Below are 19,006 nucleotides of genomic sequence, written 5' to 3'. Positions count from 1 at the left end.
CCCCTCCCCCCGCACGACGAGGCGCCCCCGGCTGATGCCGGGGGCGCCTCGTCGTGTCCCGGCGGTCAGGCCCGACGCGCACCCTGCCGCACCAGGAGGGCGCCCAGCGCAAGTGCCCCGGCGCCGGCGAACAGGCCGGGAAGCGCGCTCGGAAGACCCTGCGCGGGCGCGGCCACACCGGTGTCGATGATGGGGCCCTGCTCCTCACGCCAGGCGTCACGGGTGGTGACCGCCAACCCCGGCTGGTCGGAGAAGACCCCGTCGACACCAGCCTCGAGGTGGGCACGGACCAGGGTGTCCATGTCCCCCAGCTCGGCCGGGTCCTGCGAGCTGCGCAGCGACTCGGGCAGGAAGGCGTTCTCCGCCCGGAAGGTGTAGGGCGTCACGGCGAGGCCCGCGGCGTGCGCGTCGGCGACCAACGAGGTCGGCTCCCCGAGCACCCCGTCCTCCTCGGGGACGACCAGCGTGCGCTCGGGGCCGATGGCGTCGATGTCCCGGGCCAGCTCGTTGAGCCCCTCGGGTTTCATGAGGTCCGCATAGGTGCGGGGGTCGCCGGCGGACTCCAAGTCCCACGGCTGTCCCTCGGACGCGGTCAGGAAGACCAGCGGCACCTCGGCACCCAACGAGCGGTTGAGGTCCACGAGGTTCTGCAGCTCGAAGCTCTGGACGTGCACCGGCGCGTCCGCGTGGTCCAGGTGCGCCGCACGCAGCTGCTCGACCAGACCCTCCTCCATGGACAGTCCGAGGCCGTCGAAGTAGGTGGGGTGCTTGACCTCCGGGATGATGCCGATCTCGCGCCCGGTCTCGGCCGAGAGCCGCTCGCGCAGCTCGAGCACCTCCGCGAAGGTGGCCACCTCGAACTGGCCGTCGTAGCGGGTGTTGCCGGGGCGCTCGGCGGGGATGCGCTCGACCGCGCGGAGCGTCTTGAGTTCGGCCAGCGTGAAGTCCTCGGTGAACCAGCCGGTGAGCTCGACGCCGTCGATGGTCTTGGTGGTCCGACGGTCGGCGAACTCCGGGTGGTCGGCGACGTCCGTGGTCCCGGAGATCTCGTTCTCGTGGCGGCAGACCAGGACGCCGTCCCGGGTGCTGACGAGGTCGGGCTCGAAGAAGTCGGCCCCCATCCGCACGGCCAGCTCGTAGGCCTCGAGCGTGTGTTCGGGCCGGTGCCCGGAGGCCCCGCGGTGGCCGATGACCCACGGCTTCTCGGCCGTGAAGACGGGGTGTGCGGTCTGGGGGTGCGACGTGCCGTCACCGCCGGTGGCGGTGGCGGGGGCGGCGGTCACGAGGGCCAGTCCGGTGGCGGTCAGGAGGAGGGAGGCGGCAGAGCGCGTTGAGTTGTCCACCTCCCCAGCCCACCAGCGCTGCCCCAACGGTCGGTGGCTCCCGGATGAGGGCGGGGTGTGCAGTGACCGAACGCCCGGTGAACAGCTGCCTCTCCCGGCCGAGGGCAGGCCGTCGGGTGCGGACCCCCGCTCGTTGTCGAAGACCTACAGTGACCCCATGACAGCGCCTGCCGTGGACGACCGGACCCTCGCCCAGCTGCGCGCCCAGGTCTCGGAACTCACCCACCAGGCACTGCTGCAGATGGAGCGACACGAGTGGTACCGCGAGCTCTCCGCGGAGCACCGGTCGGGGGTGGCGCTGGTGGCCGAGGCCGGCATCCGTGCCTTCGGCGAGTGGCTCTCCGGACGGGGCGAGCCCGGCCGGGCCACCCTCGTCTTCGCCGACGCCCCCCGCGAGCTCAGCACGGCCCTGAGTCTGGAGCAGACCATCGAGCTGGTCCGGGTGACGGTGCACACCGTCGAGGAGTCCGTGGAGGACCTCGCGCACGACCCCTCCGAGCGGGACCGGTTGCTGGTGGCCTGCCTGCGCTTCAGCCGAGACATCGCCTTCGGTGCCGCCACGGTGTATGCGCGCGCCGCCGAGGCCCGCGGCTCTTGGGACTCCCGGCTGGAGTCGCTCGTGGTCGACGCCGTCCTGCGGGGCGAGGCCACCGAGGACATCCACTCCCGGGCCGCGGCACTCGGCTGGGGGCAGGCGCAGGGGGTCGCCGTCGCGGTGGGCACCAGCAGCGACCTCACCGACGAGGCGGAGCTCGTCCGGCAGGTCCGCAGCGCCTGTCGCCGCCACGGCCGGGAGGCCCTGGTCACCATCAACTCCGGGCGTGTGGTGGTGGTCCTCTCCGGCCTCGACGACGCCGAGGACGCGTTCGCGCCACTGACCGCCGCCCTGGACGAGAGCCCGGTGGTGGTCGGGCCGGTCGTGCCCCACCTCTTCGCCGCCGGCCGCTCAGCCCGGGCCGCCCTGGCCGGGTGGAACGCCTCACGCGCCTGGCCCGACGCCCCGGCCGCAGTGCGCTCGAGCGAGCTGCTCCCCGAGCGGGTCCTGGCCGGTGACGACTCGGCCCGCCGCGAGCTCACCAAGCTGGTGGTCCGCCCCTTGGAGGAGGCCGGCCGCGACCTGCTCGCCACCGCCGAGACGATGCTGACGCAGGGTGGCGCGCTCGAGGCCAGCGCCCGGGCACTGTTCGTCCACGTCAACACGGTGCGCTACCGGCTCGCCCGCATCGAGGAGGTCGTGGGGCTCGACCTCACCGACCCGCGGGACGCCTGGACGCTCCGGGTGGCGCTGGCGGTGCACCGCATCGACGCCCCGCGGGTTCCCCAGTGGAGGCGGTCGGTGCAGGGAGACGCCTGACTTTTGGAGGAAACCTCCAGAGATGTGGGAGGTCCTCGGTGATTCCCCACCCCGGCACGCCCCCGGAATGCCTTGCAAGAGTGGGGCTCGTGCTTGCGATCGTCTGCCCTGGACAGGGCGCTCAGTCCCCCGGCTTCCTCGCCCCCTGGCTCGAGCTGCCCGGTTTCGCCGACCGGATGGCGTGGCTCTCCGCGTGTGCGGGGATCGACCTGGTGGCTCACGGCACCACCTCGGACGCGGACACCATCCGTGACACGGCCGTGGCCCAGCCGCTCATCGTCGGCTCCGGCCTGGTGAGCTTCCTGGCCCTCTTCGACCACCCCGCCGACGCCTACCGGACGGTGCGCGTGGGGGCCGGTCACAGCGTCGGGGAGATCACCGCCGCCGTCGGCACCGGCGTCCTCAGCGCCGAGCAGGCCATGGTCTTCGTGCGGGCCCGGGGCCAGGGCATGGCCGAGGCCTCGGCCCGCACGCCCACCTCCATGCGGGCCGTCGTCGGCGGTGACCGCGACGAGGTCGTGGCCGCCATCGAGGCCGCGGGGCTGACCGCGGCCAACCAGAACGGCGCGAACCAGGTGGTCGCTGCGGGCACGGTCGAGCAGCTCGAGGCCTTCGCGGCCCAGCCGCCGGCCCGCACCCGCGTGATCCCGCTGCAGGTCGCCGGGGCCTTCCACACCGAGCACATGAGCCCGGCCGTCGAGACCCTGGCCGGCTACGCCCGTGCCATGAGTACCCACGACGCCCGCATCGACCTCGTCTCCAACGCCGACGGCTCGGTGCTGCGCTCGGGGCGCGAGGTGCTCACCCGCCTGGTGACCCAGGTCTCGCGCCCGGTGCGTTGGGACCTGTGCATGGACGCCTTCGCCGACATGGGGATCACCGGCGTCATCGAGATCCCGCCGGCCGGCACGCTGACGGGCCTGGTCAAGAAGCACCTCAAGGGCGTCGAGGCCCTCGCGCTCAAGACCCCCGACGACCTCGAGGCGGCCCGGCGCATGATCGCCGAGCACGGTGAGGACCGGTCCGAGGGCACCGACCACCCGACCTGGCGGATGCTCGTCTCCCCCGCCAAGGGGACCGTCGACCTCGCCTGCTGTGACAAGGGCGAGGGCGGGCGTTTCGCGGCGGGCGACCAGCTCGCCACGGTTCGCGCACTGCGCGAGGAGGTGCCCGTCGTGGCCACCCACGGTGGGCAGATCGTCGAGTGGCTCGTCCAGGACGGCGACCCGGTGGCCCCCGGACAGCCGATCGTCCGGATCCACCCCAGCCAGGAGGACTGATGCAGGCACTGCGCACGACCACCTCCCTGCGCCCGGCCGCCATCTCCGGCGTCGGCGCCTTCCGCCCCGAGCGCGTCGTCCCCAACAGCGAGCTCGTCGAACGCATCGACTCCAGCGACGAGTGGATCCGACAGCGCTCCGGCATCGAGGAGCGCCGCTGGGCCTCCGCGGAGGACACCACGCTCTCGATGGCGACCGCGGCCGCGCGGCAGGCACTCGAGCACGCCGGTGTGACGGCCGACCAGCTGGGCGCCATCGTCGTCGCGACCGTCTCGAACCCGATGCGGACCCCCGGCGTGGCCCCGATGCTGGCCGCCGAGCTGGGCAGCACCGCCCCCGCCTTCGACCTGTCCGCCGCGTGCGCGGGCTACTGCCACGGCATCGCCCTGGCCAACGACATGGTCGGGGCCGGCACCGCCGACCACGTGCTGGTGGTCGGCGTCGAGCTCCTCTCCCAGTTCACCGATCCCGACGACCGCGGCACCGCGTTCCTCTTCGGCGACGCCGCCGGCGCCGCCGTGGTCAGCCTCTCGGAGGTCTCCGGCATCGGCCCCACCGTCTGGGGCTCGAAGGGCGACCAGTGGGAGGTCATCCGCACCCGCGAGGACGGCATGCTCACCATGGCCGGCCAGTCGGTCTTCCGGTGGGCCGTCTGGGGCATGGCCCCCATCTGCCAGCAGGCGCTGGACGCCGCCGGCGTGGCCGCCACGGACCTGGATGTGTTCATCCCCCACCAGGCCAACGCGCGCATCACCGCGGAGATGGTGAAGCAGTTGGGCCTCCCGGCCCACGTGCCCGTCGCGGACGACATCCGACGGACCGGAAACACCTCGGCCGCGTCCATCCCCGTGGCCACCGCGAGGATGCTGGCCGACGGATCCGCCCCGTCCGGTGGGCTCGCGCTGCAGATCGGATTCGGAGCCGGGTTGGTATACGCCGCTCAGGTCGTCCGTCTGCCCTGAGGACTCCCGCGGTCCGGCGGGTCAACACCGGACCACACCCGGTCGGCAGCTGCCGACACCATCGAGGGCCCAGGCGGGCCCACCACAGGAGGAACCATGGCTCAGTCCGATCAGGAGATCCTGACCGTGCTCGCTGACGTCGTCAGCGAGGAGACCGGCATCGAGCCGGCAGAGGTCACCCCGGAGAAGTCCTTCGCCGGCGACCTCGACATCGACTCGCTGTCGATGATGACCATCCTCGTGAACGTCGAGGAGAAGACCGGCGTCGCCATCCCCGACGAGGAGATGGGCAATCTGAACACCGTTGCCGACGCCGTGAACTACATCAAGTCCCACCAGGCCTGAGGCCACCTGCGGGGCCGGGCGGCCTCTGCAGAACGCCCGGCCCCCATCAGACTTCTCTCACCACCGGAGGAACCATGACCGACGTCGTCGTCACCGGCCTGGGCGCCATCACCCCGCTGGGTGGCACCGTGGCCGAGACCTGGCAGGCCCTGTTGAACGGCACCTCGGGGGCCGCTGCCCTCCCGCCGGAGTGGAAGGACCAGTACGGGCTGCCCGTGGAGTTCGCCACCCAGGTGACCGCCGACGTCGAGGACGTCCTCTCCCGGGTCCAGGCCAAGCGCATGGACCGCACCACCCAGTTCTCGCTGATCAGCGCCAAGCAGGCCTGGGCCGACGCCCAGTCGCCCGAGGTGGACCCCGCCCGGCTCGCCGTGGTGATGGGCACCGGCATCGGCGGTGTGGTGACGGTGATGAACCAGTGGGACGTGCTGCGCGAGAAGGGCACGCGCCGCGTCTCCCCGCTGACCGTCCCCATGCTGATGCCGAACGCCGGCGCCGCCGCCGTGTCGCTGGAGCTGGGCGCCCGTGGGGCCTCCCGCACCCCGGTGAGCGCCTGCGCCTCGGGCGCCGAGGCCGTCGCCGTGGGCCTGGGGCTGCTGCGTCGCGGTGAGGCCGACGTCGTCGTGGTCGGCGGCGCAGAGAGCTGCATCCACCCGATGCCGATGGCGGGCTTCGCACAGATGCAGGCCCTCTCGACCCGCAACGACTCCCCCACCACGGCCTCGCGCCCGTACGACACCGACCGCGACGGGTTCGTCCTGGGCGAGGGGGGTGGCGCGCTGGTGCTCGAGAGCGCCGAGCACGCCGCGGCCCGCGGGGCGCGGGTGTACGCCCGGGTGCTCGGGGCCGGCATGACCTCCGACGCCCACCACATCGCGGCCCCGGAGCCCGAGGGCGTCGGCGCCGCCAGCGCGATGTCCATGGCCGTGGAGGACGCCGGCGTGAGCGCGGCGGACATCGTCCACGTCAACGCCCACGCCACCAGCACGCCGGTCGGCGACATCGCCGAGAGCAAGGCGATCCGCCGCGCCTTCGGTGACGAGGCCGACCACATGGCCGTCTCGGGGACCAAGTCGCTCACGGGGCACCTGCTGGGTGGCGCCGGAGCCGTCGAGTCGGTCTTCACCGTGATGGCCCTGCACGACCGCACCGCCCCTGCCACCGCCAACATCGAGAGCTTCGACGAGGCGATCCAGCTGGACGTGGTCCGCGACGCGCACCGGGAGCTCCCCGCCGGCCAGGTGGCGGCCCTGAACAACTCCTTCGGGTTCGGCGGCCACAACGTCGCCGTGGTCTTCGGGAGCGCCTCGTGAGCGCCCCCGAGTCCACCCCCAGCAGCACCGCCGCGGCCGCAGCCGGCAAGCCGCCGCGGGACCAGGACCCGCGCAATCCCGTCGCCCGCCTGGAGCGCTTCTTCGACGACGGCACCTGTGAGCTGCTCACCCCCTGGGACGACTCCGGCATGGTGGCCGGCCGCGGCGAGGTGGACGGCACCGCGGTCGTCGCCTTCGCCGCCGACCCCACCATCCAGGGCGGCGCGATGGGGCAGGCCGGCTGCAAGGTCATCCTCACCGCGTACGAGGCCGCCCTGGGTGCGGGCACCCCCATCGTGGGCCTGTGGCACTCCGGTGGCGCCCGCCTCGCCGAGGGGGTCGTCTCCCTGCACGCCGTGGGTGAGGTGTTCGCCGTGATGACCCGCGTCTCCGGCGTGATCCCGCAGATCTCCCTGGTGCTGGGTGCCGCCGCTGGTGGTGCTGCCTACGGGCCGGCCCTGACCGACCTGGTCGTGCTGGGCCCCGAGGGGAGGGTCTTCGTCACCGGCCCCGACGTCGTGCGCTCGGTGACCGGCGAGCAGGTGGACGCACTGCGCTTGGGCGGCCCGGAGCCGCACGGGCGACGCTCCGGCGTGGTCCACGTGGTGACGACCACCGACGACGAGGCCTTCGAGCGGACTCGCGCGCTGTGCTCGCTGTTCGGCAACCAGGGCACGTTCGACCTGGGGAGCGTCACCGACCGGGACCTGGCTGCCACCTTCCCCAGCTCCCCCAAGCGCGCCTACGACGTGCACCCGCTCGTGGCCGACCTGCTGGACGGCGAGGGCGCCGGGGACGACCTGAACCCCATGAGCGTGACCCTCCCGGCCGATGCGGTGGAGCTGCACCCGAAGTGGGCGCCCAACATCGTCACCGTGCTCGGCCGGCTGGGGGGCCGCACCGTCGGTGTGGTGGCGAACAACCCGATGCGCCTGGGGGGCTGTCTGGACTCCTCGTCGGCGGAGAAGGCCGCGCGCTTCGTGCGCCTCTGTGACGCGATGGGGGTGCCGCTGGTCGTCCTGGTGGACGTTCCCGGCTACCTGCCGGGCGTCGGCCAGGAGTGGGACGGTGTCGTGCGTCGCGGGGCCAAGCTCCTGCACGCCTTCGCCGAGGCCGTCGTCCCCCGCGTCACGCTGGTGACCCGCAAGACCTACGGCGGGGCCTACATCGCCATGAACAGCCGCTCGCTGGGCGCCACGAAGGTGTTCGCCTGGCCCGGCGCGGAGATGGCCGTGATGGGGCATGTCGCCGCCGTCCGCATCCTCCACCGACGCAAGCTGGCCGAGGTGGAGGGCGAAGACCGCGCCCGGGTGGAGCAGGAGCTCGCCGACGAGCACGCGAAGCTCTCCGGCGGACTGGCCCGGGGCATGGAGATCGGCGTGATCGACGACGTCGTCGAGCCGACCGTCACCCGCTCGGTCATCGCAACGGCCCTGGCCGAGGCGCCCCAGCGGCGGGGGCAGCACAACAACATCCCGCTGTGAGGGCGAGCCGCCGCTGGCGGTGCAAGCACTGAGGAGGGCCACCCCGTCCTGGGTGGCCCTCCTCGTGTCGTCCGGGGGTCCGACGCCGGACCATGGCGCGGGCGGCAGGCCCGCTGGCGGCGCTCAGCCCGCAGCGTGCAGGTGGCGCACCGGCGCGGCGTCCCCCGCGTGCCGGTACACCTCCAGCTCGGCGTCCCAGGCGGTGCCCAGCAGGCGGTCGATGCCGTCTGCCAGGGCCCGCCCGTCGCCCCGGCTGGCCTCGACCACAGCGCGCAGGCGGTTCTCGTGGACCACGGCGTCGCCGATGGCGTTCGTGGAGGCATGGTGGATGCCCAGGGCGGGCGTGTGGGACCACCGGGACCCGTCGGAGCCCACGGTGGGGTCCTCGGTCACCTCGAAGTGGACACCCTCGAAGGGGCGCAGTGCCGTCGCGAGGGCCGCGCCCAGGCCGGGCCGGCCGTGCCAGGTGAACTCCCCGCGCACCGACCCCGGCTGTGCCGGCTGGTCGGTCCACTGGATGCGGGGGGCGACGCTCACGCCGTGCTGCGTGAGGGCATGCTGGATCGCCCACCCGAGGTGGGGGCACAGGGCCACCGGGGTGGCGTGGATGAACACAACCCCCTGGGCCTGGGGACGCTGGCTGGTGCCGGACATCGGATCCTCCTGTGATCGCTCGACGTCTTCCCCAACGCCTCGATCCCGTGGACGACCTGGTCGGCCCGAACAGTTCTGCGGTTGTGGGAGCAGTCTGCACCATCGGTCAAGGGTTGCGCCAGCCGGGGGGCTGATCAGCCGGGGTGGTTGGTGCCCTGGGAGGAGTTGCCGAGCACCCCGGCCGAGGGCACGCGCTGGAGCGAGGACACCGTGTACGTGGTGGAGCAGGCGGCAGCGCCGTGGCTCTCCCGCTCCCAGGTCGACGTGCGCGGGACGTTCCGGGAGTTCCGCCCAAGCAGCTGAGCCTGTGAAAGCCACGTCGAGAGCATGACTCCGGTCATGGTCACCTGCCGTCGGCGGCGGGCCATCATGGGGCCATGAACCGACAGCTGCTTGCTTTTCTCGCCCTCGCCATCACGCTGATCTACGGCGCTGGCTTCGCCCTCATCGGCGACGCCCGCCAGGTGTGGGCCTCCGTCGGGGGCGTCGTGGTCGCGCTCTCCTGGATCGCCGTGGGGGTCTTCGGCAGGGACCGCGCCGGGGACTGACCGGACCCCGCCGCCCGGCGGCGCCCAGGGTGGCGACGCGGCGATGCGGTTCACAGGTGGGCCAGGTGGGGCTTGAACCCACGACCGACGGATTATGAGTCCGCTGCTCTGACCGGCTGAGCTACTGGCCCGGGCCCCGAGGGGCGTGGCGAGGATAGTCTGTGCGGCGCTGCCCCCGACCCAGAGGACCAACACCCCGTGCGCATCGTCCGCATCGCCAACTTCGTGAGCCCCACCTCCGGGGGCATCCGTACCGCGCTGCGCCACTGGGGTGAGGAGTACCGGGCCGCCGGCCACGAGGTGCACCTGGTGATCCCCGAGCCGGGCGCTCGCCACGAGGTGCAGGCCCAGGGACACGTGCACCACCTGCCCGCCACCGGCACCGGCGCGGGATACTCCCTGATGTGGGCACGGCGCCCGGTCGCGCGTCTGCTGCGCGAGATCGGACCGGACCGCCTCGAGGTGCACGACCGCGCCACCCTGCGCTGGCTCGGGCCGTGGGCGCGCAAGCAGGGCATCCCGACGGTGATGCTCAGCCACGAGAACATGACCGGCATCCTGGTGCGCCGCCTGCACTCCCCCGAGGCGCTCGCCGAGCGCACCGCCGACTTCATCAACCGGAAGTCCGCGAACGACTACGACCGCATCGTCTGCCCCAGTCACTACGCCGCCGCGGAGTGGCGCCGCTTCGGCGCGGACGCCCGGGTGGTGACGCTCGGGGTGGACCTCGAGTCCTTCCAGCCGCCCACCGAGCGCTCCCCTCTCACCCCGGATGGCCGGACCCGCCCGCCGGGCCAGGTGCAGGTCGTCCACTGTGGGCGCCTGTCGCCGGAGAAGAACCCGGGGCTGTCCATCGATGCGGTGCGCGAGCTCGTGCGCCGCGGCGTGGACGTCCACCTCACGGTGCTCGGCCACGGCCCGATGCGCGAGGAGCTCATGGAGTCCTCCGCCGACCTCCCGATCACCTTCCACGAGTACATCTCCGGCCGGCGCGAGCTCGCCGACGTGCTGGGGCGCGCCGACCTGGCCATCTCCCCCGGCCCCGTGGAGACCTTCGGCCTCGCGGCGCTGGAGGCCCTCGCGTGCGGCGTCCCGGTCGTGTGCCCGGACGAGGGCGCCCTGGCCGAGGTCGTCGGCCCGGCCGGCGCCGTGGCCCCCTCGCGCCCGGAGGCCTTCGCGGACGCAGCCCAGGAGGTCCTCGCCCGAGGCGACCTCACCGACGTCGCACGCACGCAGGCCGAGCGCTTCAACTGGCCGGACTCGGCCGCCCAGATGCTGGCCATCCACCACGAGCTCGGCTGAGCGCCCGGGGCGCCGCCCACTCGGCTGAGCGCCCCGGGAGCCGCCGTGCCGGGACGGACCCGCGCCCACGCAGAAGGCCGGTCACCAGGGGGTGACCGGCCTTCTGTGACTGTGCTCCCCCGGTTGGACTCGAACCAACAACCCTCCGGTTAACAGCCGAATGCTCTGCCAATTGAGCTACAGGGGATCGCTTCAACAGCGGCGTGAACGATAACACCACCGGGCCGCCGGGTCCAACCCGGGGCGCTCACCGCGAGGCGCGCAGGTGCTGCAGCTCCCGCTGCCACCCCTGGAGGCGCACACCGATCTCCCGGGAGCGCTCCGCATCACCCTCGCCCAGCCGTTGCAGGGCCCCCAGTGCGTCGGCGATGAGGCGGTTCAGCTCGACGATGCGCAGCCGCGCCACCAGGCCCTCCACGTAGCCGGCCGGCGGTTGACCGTTGCTCATGCGCACCGGGAGTCCGGCCACCGACAGCTCCCCCACCAGGTCGTGCACCCGCGGGTCCGCTGCGTCACGGACCTGCTGCACCCATGCGCCGTGGGAGAGGGTCACCGCCCGCTCGATGCCGCCGGCCTCGGTGATCGCCGCGTGGACCAGGGCCAGGGCGGGCGCGGTGAAGGCGGTGGCCGACAGGCTGGAGTGCTCCGTCCCGGTCACCGAGCCCGGGTACTGCAGCACCACCTGGAGCAGCTGCCGTTCGGCGGCGTGGTCGGGGTTGCGGGGGTCGACCGGCGGCAACGGGGGCGGACCGGCCGGCTCAGCGAGCTCGCCGGGTGCGTCCCCGGCGCCCTCCGCTGCGCGGCCGCTCCCCCCGCCCACGGGCGGCGGGGCCGCGGGGCGGCCGGGCGCGGACGGCTGCCCCGCCCCACTGCGTCGGGCTGCCGCGACCTCTCGGGAGAGGTCGCCGACCTCCACCCCGATCCACCCGGCGACGGTGCGCGTGTACTCCGGCTGCAGGGAGCGGTCGCGGATGCGAGCGATGATCGGTGCCGCGGCCCGCATCGCGCCCACCCGCCCCTCGGGGGTGGCGAGGTCGTAGCGGTCGATGGAGGTGCGCACGGCGAACTCGAACATCGGCACGGCGTCCTCGATGAGGGCGCGCACCGCCTGGGAGCCGCGCTGGGTCCGCAGGTCGTTGGGGTCCAGCCCGTCCGGGGCCACGGCCACGTAGGACTGGCTCGCCCACGCCTGGTCGGTCTCGTAGGCCTTCATGGCGGCCTTCTGGCCGGCGGCGTCCCCGTCGAAGGTGAACACGACCCGGGCCGGCGCCTGGTTGGCCTCGTCGCGCAGGATGCGGCGCAGCACCTTGATGTGTTCGGCACCGAAGGCGGTGCCGCAGGTGGCCACGGCCACCTCCACCCCGGAGAGGTGCGCGGCCATCACGTCGGTGTAGCCCTCCACCACGACGGCGGTGCGCTGCTGGGCCATCGCCTTCTTGGCCAGGTCCAGCCCGTAGAGCACCTGGTTCTTCGTGTAGATCGGCGTCTCGGAGGTGTTGAGGTACTTGGCCGCGATCCGGTCGTCGTCGAAGATGCGGCGGGCGCCGAACCCGACCGTGTCACCGGTGATGTCGCGGATGGGCCACATGACCCGCCCGCGGAAACGGTCGTACATGCCCCGGCTGCTGCGCCCGGCCAGGCCCGCGGTCAGCAGCTCCTCGTCGGTGAACCCGCCCGCCCGCAGGTGCTCGTAGAGGGCCGAGCCGGTGCGCGGGGAGAACCCCACTCCGAAGTGGGCGGCCTCCCCCGACCCGAAACCCTTGGCGCGCAGGAAGTCACGGCCCGGGCGGGCCTCGCGGGCGCCCAGCAGCTGCTGGTGGTAGAACTGCTCGGCCGCGCGGTGGGCCTCCACCAACCGGGCGCGGCGACCCAGCCCGCCCTCGCGCTGCGGGCCCTTGCCCTCCTCGTAGCGCAGCTCCATGCCGAGCTGCCCCGCCAGCCGCTCCACCGCTTCGGCGAAGGACAGGTGGTCGATCTTCTGCACGAACTCGATGACGTCACCGCCCTCGCCGCACCCGAAGCAGTGCCAGTGCCCGACGGCCGGGCGCACCTGGAAGCTGGGCGTCTTCTCGTCGTGGAAGGGGCACAGACCCTTCAGCGAGCCGACGCCGGCCGTCCGGAGCGTCACGTGCTCCCGCACGACGTCCTCCAGCGAGGTGCGCTCCTTGACCGCCTGGATGTCCTCGGAGCGGATGAGCCCCGCCATCAGACTGGTCCCCCGCCGTGCCGGCACCAGCGGTGGTGCTCCAGCCAGGCCCGCCCGTCCGAGAGCGAGGCCACCTGGTCGACCACGGCCCGCCGGGCCGCTGCCTCGTCGCCCCGCTGCTCCGCCTCCCGGTGGTCCTCCAGGTACTGCGCGTCCATGCGGTCAGGGTGCTGCCACCACATGTCCACGAGCTCCTGGAGGGCAGTGCGCTGCCGCTCCATCAGCTCCAGCCGGTGCTCGGTGTTCATCATGTAGGTGTACGCCACTGCCTTGAGCATGGCGATCTCGGCCAGGATCTCGCTGGGGACGACCAGGTCAGCGTCGAAGCGAGTCAGGGTCGCCTGTGGATGCTGCACCCGGGTGGCGTCGGTGACCTCCTGCACGAAGTGCCCGATGAGGGTGCTCGTCATGTCCTTCAGCCGCGCCAGGTCGCGACGGGTGCCGTCGTAGGAGACGGGCACCACACCGCTGGAGGTCAGCCGCTCCATCGCGCCCACCAGGTGGGACGCGGGCAGGCCCACCGCGTACGTGCGAGCGGCGTTGGCGGCCACCGAGGCGACCTCCGCCGGGTCCCGCAGGGCCGCCACGTCCAGGTGGCCGGAGGTAATCGCGTCCTCGACGTCGTGCACGCTGTAGGCCACGTCGTCGGCCAGGTCCATCACCTGGGCCTCCAGGCATCGGCGACCAGCCGCCGGTTCGCCCTGGCGGATCCACGCGAACACCTCGGCGTCGTCGGCGTAGGCGTTGTACTTGGGCGTGCCCGCCGGGCCCTCCCCCCGCAGCCACGGGTACTTGACCACCGCATCGAGGGTGGCCCGTGTGAGGTTGAGCCCCACGCTGCGGCCGTCGGCGCGGAAGCGCTTGGCCTCCAGGCGGGTCAGCAGACGCAGCGACTGCGCGTTCCCCTCGAAGCCGCCGATCTCGTGGGCCACGTCCGCGAGCGCGTCCTCCCCGTTGTGCCCGAAGGGCGGGTGACCGAGGTCGTGGGCGAGGCACGCCGCATCGACGACGTCGGGGTTGCACCCCAGGGAGACAGCCATCTCCCGGCCGATCTGGGCGACCTCCAGGCTGTGCGTCAGGCGGTTGCGCACCACGTCGTCCATGCCCGACTGCATCACCTGCGTCTTCGCGGACAGGCGCCGCAGGCTCGCGGCGTGGATGATGCGGCCGCGGTCCCGGGCGAAGTCGTCGCGGTCGGCGCGCTTGCGGGCGGGGTCCTCGCTCTCCCACCGCTGCCGGTCGTGGGCGGAGTAGGCCTCGACCGGCGCCACCCCGGCCGGGGCGTCCGTGCGGGGCGGAACCCAGCGGGAGGACTGCTCTGAGGACATCACGCTGCGAACGGTAGCCGGTGGCACCCACGGACCCCGTGCGCACCCGGCCCCGGGTCCTGCAACACTGCGGTGACGCACACCGTGGGGCCACCGGTGCCCCGCCCGACGACAGGGGATCCCATGTCCACCCAGCAGCCCGACCCGTACGCGACCGGCAACAGCCAGAACCCGTCCACCTGGAACCCCGGCGGCCAGCCGCCCGCCGGCCCCGGCGCGCCGAACAACCGCTTCGGCAACTCGTTCAACCGGGAGAGCGGCTTCTTCTCGTCGCTCACCGACATCCGCTTCACCAAGTTCGTCACCCCGAAGGTCGCCAGCGTCGTGTACGTGCTGGCCGTGGCCCTCATCCTGGTCGGCCTGCTCTTCTGGGCGATCGCCAGCATCGTGATGATGTTCAGCGGCGAGGACGGGTCGCTCTTCGTCGGGCTGCTGATGCTGGTCGTCAGCCCCTTCGTGGCGCTGCTCTACATCATCCTGGTCCGGGTGAGCCTCGAGGCAACCGTCGCCCTGGTGCGCGTGGCCGAGGACGTCGCGGCGATGCGGCGTCGCGACTGACCGCACCGATCCCGATCCACCCTGCTGCGCCCTCGCCCTCACGGCGGGGGCGCACTAGGTTGGGGCCATGGAATACCCCCGCCTCGGACACAGTGGACTGCGCGTCTCGGAACTCATCTACGGCAACTGGTTGACCCACGCCTCCCAGGTGGAGGCCGAGCAGGCCGAGGCCTGCGTGCGGGCCGCCCTGGATGCCGGGATCACCACCTTCGACACCGCCGACACCTACGCGAACACCGAGGCGGAGAGGGTCCTCGGCAAGGCGCTGGCCGGTGAGCGCCGCGAGGGGCTGGTGATCGCCACCAAGGTGTTCTGGCCGACTCGCCCCGACGGCGCGCCCCAGGACCAGGCCGGCCCGAACGACCACGGTCTGTCACGCAAGCACGTCACCGAGTCCCTCCACGCGTCGCTGCGCCGTCTGGGCACCGACTACGTCGACCTCTACCAGTGCCACCGCTTCGACCACGACACCCCGTTGGAGGAGACGATGGAGGCCCTGGCCGACCTCGTCCACGCGGGCAAGGTGCACTACGTGGGCGTCTCGGAGTGGACCGCCGACCAGATCCGCCGCGGCCATGCCCTGGCGCGGGAGCTGCGCATCCCCTTCGTCTCCAACCAGCCCCAGTACAACCTCCTGTGGCGCGTCATCGAACCGGAGGTCGTCCCCGTCTGTGAGGAGCTCGGCGTCCAGCAGATCGTGTGGTCGCCGCTCGCACAGGGGGTGCTCACCGGCAAGTACCAGCCCGGCGCCCAGGCCCCCGAGGGCAGCCGCGCCGCCTCGGCCGAGGTCTCCGGCTCCATGCAGCACCTGCTGAAGGACTCGCTGCTGGAGAAGGTGCAGCAGGTCGGGGCGCTGGCCGACGAGGCCGGCATGAAGCTCTCCCACCTGGCCCTGGCCTGGGTCCTGCGCAACCCGAACGTCTGCTCGGCCATCGTGGGCGCCTCGCGTCCCGAGCAGGTGACCGACAACGTGCGGGCGCTGCAGGTGACGCTCGAGGACGACCTCGTGGCCCGCGTCGACGAGGTGCTGGGCGATGCCGTCAAGGACGACCCGACGCTGACGGTCTCCCCCCACCGGCTGCGCGACTTCGCCTGACCCACCCGTCCGTCGTCCCCGGGAGCACCCGTGACCACACCCCTGACCAGCCCCGAGGAGCTTTCAGAGCTCCTCACCCGCCAGGACCGCGCCCGCCCCACGGTCCTGGACGTGCGCTGGGACCTCGGGGGTGGCGCGGACAGGCGTGGCTTCGCCGCCGGCCACGTGCCCGGGTCCCTGTTCTGCGATCTCGAGGAGGTCCTCACCGGCCCCCTCGCCGCTGACGGCAGCGGCGGGCGCCACCCCCTGCCGGCGACCGGCGCGGTCCGCGCCTGGCTGGCGGGTCACCGCATCGAGGACGACACCCCGGTGGTGCTGCTGGATGCCGGCCACGGCGCTGGCGCGGCGCGCGCGTGGTGGGTGCTCCGGGATGCAGGGCTGCAGGACGTCCGGGTGCTCGACGGCGGGCTGGCGGCGTGGCAGGAGGCCGGCCTGCCGGTGGAGACCGGTCCCCCGCCGGCGCCGCGGCCCGGCAGGAACCCTGGGGCGGGGCTCCCCGGGGACCCCCCCGGGGAGCCGGCGCCGCACGTCCTGCCGCTGCGCACCGCATCGGATCTGGAGCAGGGCCTGCCGAGGAACGAGGTGCTTCTGGACGCCCGCCCGGCGCGGCGTTACGCCGGCGAGGACCTGGGGCCCGACCCGGTGGGCGGGCACGTCCCGGGGGCGGTGAACCTGCCCGTGGGCAGCCTCTACGCCGACGGCCGGCTGCGGGAGGCCGAGACCGTCCGGGCCCGGTTCGCCGAGGCGGGAGTGGGTGCGGACACCGCGGTGGTGGTCTCCTGCGGCTCGGGCATCACGGCCTGCCAGCTCGCCCTGGCCCACCGGCAGGTGTTCCCCGGGGCGCCGGAGCCCCAGCTGTACGCCGGGTCCTTCAGCGACTGGATCAGCGACCCGCGCCGCCCGCTGGCTCAAGGCGACCAGCCGGGCGCGCTGCCCGGGGGGCCGGGGGGCTGAGCCGCCGGGCTCCCCGGTGGCTCAGCCGCCGTCGACCGAGAGCTCGGCCGCTGCCAACCGGCGGGCCCAGGTCTCGTCCACCTCACGGCTGGCCAACCAGTTCTCGGGGAGCGCGACCTGCCGCTCGGACCCCTTGCGGCCGCGCGGTCCGTCCGCCGCCTCGGCGGGCCACTCCTGGTCCAGGTCGAGGGTCTCGATGAGGGCGTCCAGGTCCGCCAGGGAGTTCACCAGGCCGAGCTGTGAGCGCAGCTCCCCGCCCACGCGGAAGCCCTTGAGGTACCAGGTGATGTGCTTGCGGATGTCCCGGCAGGCGTGGTTCTCGTCCTCGTGGAAGTCCGCCAGGTACTCGGCGTGGCGGCGCAGCGTGGCCGTGACCTCGCGCAGGGTGGGGGTCACCCGGGCGTCGGACCCCGCGAAGGCCGCTGCCAGGTCGGTGAAGAGCCACGGCCGCCCCAGGCAGCCACGGCCCACGACCACCCCGTCGCACCCGGTCTCGGCGACCATCCGCAGCGCGTCCTCGGCCGACCAGATGTCGCCGTTGCCCAGCACCGGGATGGTGGTGACCGTCTGCTTGAGGCGCGCGATCTCTCCCCAGCGGGCCTGCCCGGAGTAGGCCTGGGAGGCCGTCCGCGCGTGGAGCGCCACCGCTGCGGCCCCCATGTCCTCCGCGATGCGGCCGGCCTCCAGGTGCGTGTGGTGGTCCTCGTCGATGCCGATGCGCATCTTCACGGTGACCGGGATGTCGGCCTTGCTGGCCTCCTCGACCGCCGAGCGGACGATGTCGCGGAACAGCGTGGACTTCCACGGGATGGCCGCGCCCCCGCCCTTGCGGGTGACCTTGGGGACGGGGCAGCCGAAGTTCATGTCGATGTGGTCGGCGCGGTCGTTCTCGACGATGTCCCGCGCCGCCGCCCGCACCGTGGCCGGGTCCACGCCGTAGAGCTGCATGGAACGCGGCTGCTCCTCGGCATCGAACTCCACCAGCTTCATGGTGATGGGGGTGCGCTCCACCAGCGCGCGGGTGGTGATCATCTCCGAGACGTACAGGCTGCTCGCCCCGCTGGCGCCGCCCGCCGTGAGGCCCTCGGACCCGTACTCCCGGCACAGGCGGCGGAAGGCCCGGTTGGTGATGCCCGCCATCGGAGCCAGGACCACCGGGGAGTCGATGGTGAGGCGCCCGATCTGCAGCGGCGGCAGCACGGGGTGGCCGGCGGCCGTCGGTGCGGTCGGGTGGGCCGGGGAGCTCAGCGGGGGGTGCGTGGTGGCGGGAGTCGTCGTCATGGCGACTGCCGATTCTCCCAGACCTCGGCGCCGCGGACGACATCGAGGGCCACGGCCGCCAGCCGCTCCCCCAGGGCGTCCAGCACGGCCGAGGTGATGCGGGGGCGGTGCCACACCAGCGGCACGTCCCGGTACCCCGGCCCGATGCGGACCAGCTGCCCGGAGGCCAGGTGCTCGTCCACCCGCCCCTGCGGCACCAGGCCCCAGCCCAGCCCCAGCAGCACCGCCTCCTCGAACTCCCGGTTCGCGGGGACGTAGGTCACCGGTGGCCGGAGGTCCTGCTCCACCAGCCGCCGGAGGTAGGCGTGCTGCAGGTCGTCCTTGCGGTCGAAGCAGACCACCGGCGCGTCGGCCAGCGCCTCGGCGGTGGGGCCCTCGGGCAGGTACCGCTCGACGTACTCGGGCGTGGCCAGCGGCAGGTAGCGCAGGGTCCCCAGGGTCTGCGCGCGGTGGCCGGGCACCGGCACGGTGTCGGAGCTCAGGGCACACACCACCCGGCCCTGGCGCAGCAGGTCCACCGAGTGGGCGTCGTCCTCCCGGAACACCTCGAAGGTGACCGGCACCTCGCGCTCCAGCTGCGCCATGGCCGGCAGGAGCACCAGCGCGAGGGCATCGGCTCCGGTGGCGATCGGCACCGTGATCCGCTGGCGGGCCCCCGCGCCGCCGCCCGGCACCTGCGATGCGGTGAGCTGGCCCACCGCCTCCTGGCGCAGCAGGGACCACTGCAGCGCGAGCGACAGCAGCACCTCACCGTCCGAGGTCGGCCGGATCGGCTTGGTGCGGCTCACCAGCACGGCACCGACGGCCGACTCGAGCGCCCGCATCCGCTGGGAGACGGCCGAGGGGGTCACGTTCAGGTGCTTGGCGGCCCGCTCGAAGGTGCCCTCCCGCACGGCGGCCTGCAGGGTGGTCAGACCGACGGGGTCGAGGACGTCCATGCAGATGATCTTAGGGTCCCGCAGGATCCTTCATGATTCTGATGCCTTGGTCGCCCGTCG

General features: G+C 73.2%; 18 protein-coding genes and 2 tRNA genes. 12 read left to right on the top strand and 8 right to left on the bottom strand.

The features are described 5' to 3' along the window. Nucleotides 1–65 precede the first annotated feature (65 nt). On the bottom strand, nt 66–1,343 hold the full coding sequence (locus KSED_RS05880) for a glycerophosphodiester phosphodiesterase (RefSeq protein ID WP_015779187.1): 1,278 nt from the start codon (nt 1,341–1,343) through the stop codon (nt 66–68). Between the two features lie 157 nt (nt 1,344–1,500). Between KSED_RS05880 and KSED_RS05875 the strand changes: the two genes are divergently transcribed. The 6 genes from KSED_RS05875 to KSED_RS05850 all read left to right on the top strand — a co-directional run bounded on the left by KSED_RS05875 (nt 1,501) and on the right by KSED_RS05850 (nt 8,081). Next, on the top strand, nt 1,501–2,697 hold the full coding sequence (locus tag KSED_RS05875) for a PucR family transcriptional regulator (protein ID WP_041290879.1): 1,197 nt from the start codon (nt 1,501–1,503) through the stop codon (nt 2,695–2,697). Between the two features lie 89 nt (nt 2,698–2,786). Further along, nucleotides 2,787–3,977: an acyltransferase domain-containing protein gene (locus KSED_RS05870; RefSeq protein ID WP_015779185.1), complete on the top strand. Its 1,191-nt coding sequence runs from the start codon at nt 2,787–2,789 to the stop codon at nt 3,975–3,977. Beyond that, entirely contained in the window at nt 3,977–4,939 is a 963-nt protein-coding gene (locus KSED_RS05865) for a beta-ketoacyl-ACP synthase III (RefSeq protein WP_015779184.1), read from the top strand. Before KSED_RS05870 ends, KSED_RS05865 begins: the two co-directional genes overlap by 1 nt. Before the next feature lie 96 nt (nt 4,940–5,035). Continuing rightward, the gene (locus KSED_RS05860) at nt 5,036–5,284 is read left to right on the top strand and encodes an acyl carrier protein (RefSeq protein ID WP_015779183.1); all 249 of its coding nucleotides are present in this window, start codon (nt 5,036–5,038) and stop codon (nt 5,282–5,284) included. Nucleotides 5,285–5,358: 74 nt separating this feature from the next. Then, nucleotides 5,359–6,597 carry a beta-ketoacyl-ACP synthase II gene (fabF, locus tag KSED_RS05855; protein WP_015779182.1) on the top strand — a complete coding sequence of 413 codons (1,239 nt, stop codon included), beginning with the start codon at nt 5,359–5,361 and terminating at the stop codon, nt 6,595–6,597. After that, complete coding sequence (locus KSED_RS05850; protein ID WP_015779181.1) at nt 6,594–8,081, top strand: acyl-CoA carboxylase subunit beta; 1,488 nt, start codon at nt 6,594–6,596, stop codon at nt 8,079–8,081. The genes fabF and KSED_RS05850 overlap by 4 nt, the downstream gene beginning before the upstream one ends. A 123-nt stretch (nt 8,082–8,204) precedes the next feature. Here KSED_RS05850 and KSED_RS05845 read toward each other — a convergent pair whose 3' ends face one another. Further along, entirely contained in the window at nt 8,205–8,735 is a 531-nt protein-coding gene (locus KSED_RS05845; RefSeq protein ID WP_015779180.1) for a DUF3145 family protein, read from the bottom strand. Nucleotides 8,736–8,885: 150 nt separating this feature from the next. On the opposite strand from KSED_RS05845, the gene KSED_RS14880 reads away from it, so the two are divergent. Together KSED_RS14880 and KSED_RS14875 are read left to right on the top strand one after the other, a co-directional pair. After that, nucleotides 8,886–9,038 (top strand): hypothetical protein, encoded by a 153-nt coding sequence (locus KSED_RS14880; protein ID WP_015779179.1) that lies wholly within the window; start codon nt 8,886–8,888, stop codon nt 9,036–9,038. A gap of 74 nt (nt 9,039–9,112) precedes the next feature. Beyond that, the gene (locus KSED_RS14875; protein ID WP_015779178.1) at nt 9,113–9,283 is read left to right on the top strand and encodes a hypothetical protein; all 171 of its coding nucleotides are present in this window, start codon (nt 9,113–9,115) and stop codon (nt 9,281–9,283) included. A 57-nt stretch (nt 9,284–9,340) separates the two neighbouring features. Here KSED_RS14875 and KSED_RS05840 read toward each other — a convergent pair. After that, nucleotides 9,341–9,414: transfer RNA gene (locus tag KSED_RS05840), tRNA-Ile, on the bottom strand. A 67-nt stretch (nt 9,415–9,481) separates the two neighbouring features. Here KSED_RS05840 and KSED_RS05835 point away from each other — a divergent pair. After that, nucleotides 9,482–10,585 (top strand): glycosyltransferase, encoded by a 1,104-nt coding sequence (locus KSED_RS05835; RefSeq protein WP_015779177.1) that lies wholly within the window; start codon nt 9,482–9,484, stop codon nt 10,583–10,585. A 114-nt stretch (nt 10,586–10,699) separates the two neighbouring features. Here KSED_RS05835 and KSED_RS05830 read toward each other — a convergent pair. The 3 genes from KSED_RS05830 to KSED_RS05820 form a co-directional block, all read right to left on the bottom strand. Beyond that, nucleotides 10,700–10,772, bottom strand: a tRNA-Asn gene (locus KSED_RS05830). 60 nt (nt 10,773–10,832) lie between these two features. Further along, complete coding sequence (dnaG, locus tag KSED_RS05825; RefSeq protein WP_015779176.1) at nt 10,833–12,791, bottom strand: DNA primase; 1,959 nt, start codon at nt 12,789–12,791, stop codon at nt 10,833–10,835. Continuing rightward, nucleotides 12,791–14,119, bottom strand: a complete 1,329-nt coding sequence (locus tag KSED_RS05820) for a deoxyguanosinetriphosphate triphosphohydrolase (RefSeq protein ID WP_015779175.1) — start codon at nt 14,117–14,119, stop codon at nt 12,791–12,793. Before KSED_RS05820 ends, dnaG begins: the two co-directional genes overlap by 1 nt. Before the next feature lie 123 nt (nt 14,120–14,242). On the opposite strand from KSED_RS05820, the gene KSED_RS05815 reads away from it, so the two are divergent. The 3 genes from KSED_RS05815 (at nt 14,243) to KSED_RS15645 (ending at nt 16,727) form a co-directional block, all read left to right on the top strand. Next, nucleotides 14,243–14,677 (top strand): DUF4282 domain-containing protein, encoded by a 435-nt coding sequence (locus tag KSED_RS05815; RefSeq protein ID WP_015779174.1) that lies wholly within the window; start codon nt 14,243–14,245, stop codon nt 14,675–14,677. 67 nt (nt 14,678–14,744) lie between these two features. Then, nucleotides 14,745–15,773, top strand: coding sequence for an aldo/keto reductase family protein (locus KSED_RS05810; RefSeq protein WP_015779173.1), 1,029 nt, complete (start codon nt 14,745–14,747; stop codon nt 15,771–15,773). Nucleotides 15,774–15,803: 30 nt separating this feature from the next. After that, complete coding sequence (locus KSED_RS15645; RefSeq protein ID WP_015779172.1) at nt 15,804–16,727, top strand: sulfurtransferase; 924 nt, start codon at nt 15,804–15,806, stop codon at nt 16,725–16,727. Nucleotides 16,728–16,748: 21 nt separating this feature from the next. Here the strand turns inward: KSED_RS15645 and dusB are convergent, their stop codons facing one another. Both dusB and KSED_RS05795 read right to left on the bottom strand, forming a co-directional pair. After that, nucleotides 16,749–18,008, bottom strand: a complete 1,260-nt coding sequence (dusB, locus tag KSED_RS05800; RefSeq protein WP_015779171.1) for a tRNA dihydrouridine synthase DusB — start codon at nt 18,006–18,008, stop codon at nt 16,749–16,751. Then, entirely contained in the window at nt 18,005–18,946 is a 942-nt protein-coding gene (locus tag KSED_RS05795) for an ArgP/LysG family DNA-binding transcriptional regulator (RefSeq protein WP_015779170.1), read from the bottom strand. The genes dusB and KSED_RS05795 overlap by 4 nt, the downstream gene beginning before the upstream one ends. Nucleotides 18,947–19,006: the final 60 nt, after the last annotated feature.

The sequence above is a fragment of the Kytococcus sedentarius DSM 20547 genome (assembly GCF_000023925.1).
GTDB lineage: Bacteria > Actinomycetota > Actinomycetes > Actinomycetales > Dermatophilaceae > Kytococcus > Kytococcus sedentarius.
Note: the sequence above shows the minus strand (reverse complement) of the source record. Positions and strands in the feature narration are given on the sequence as shown.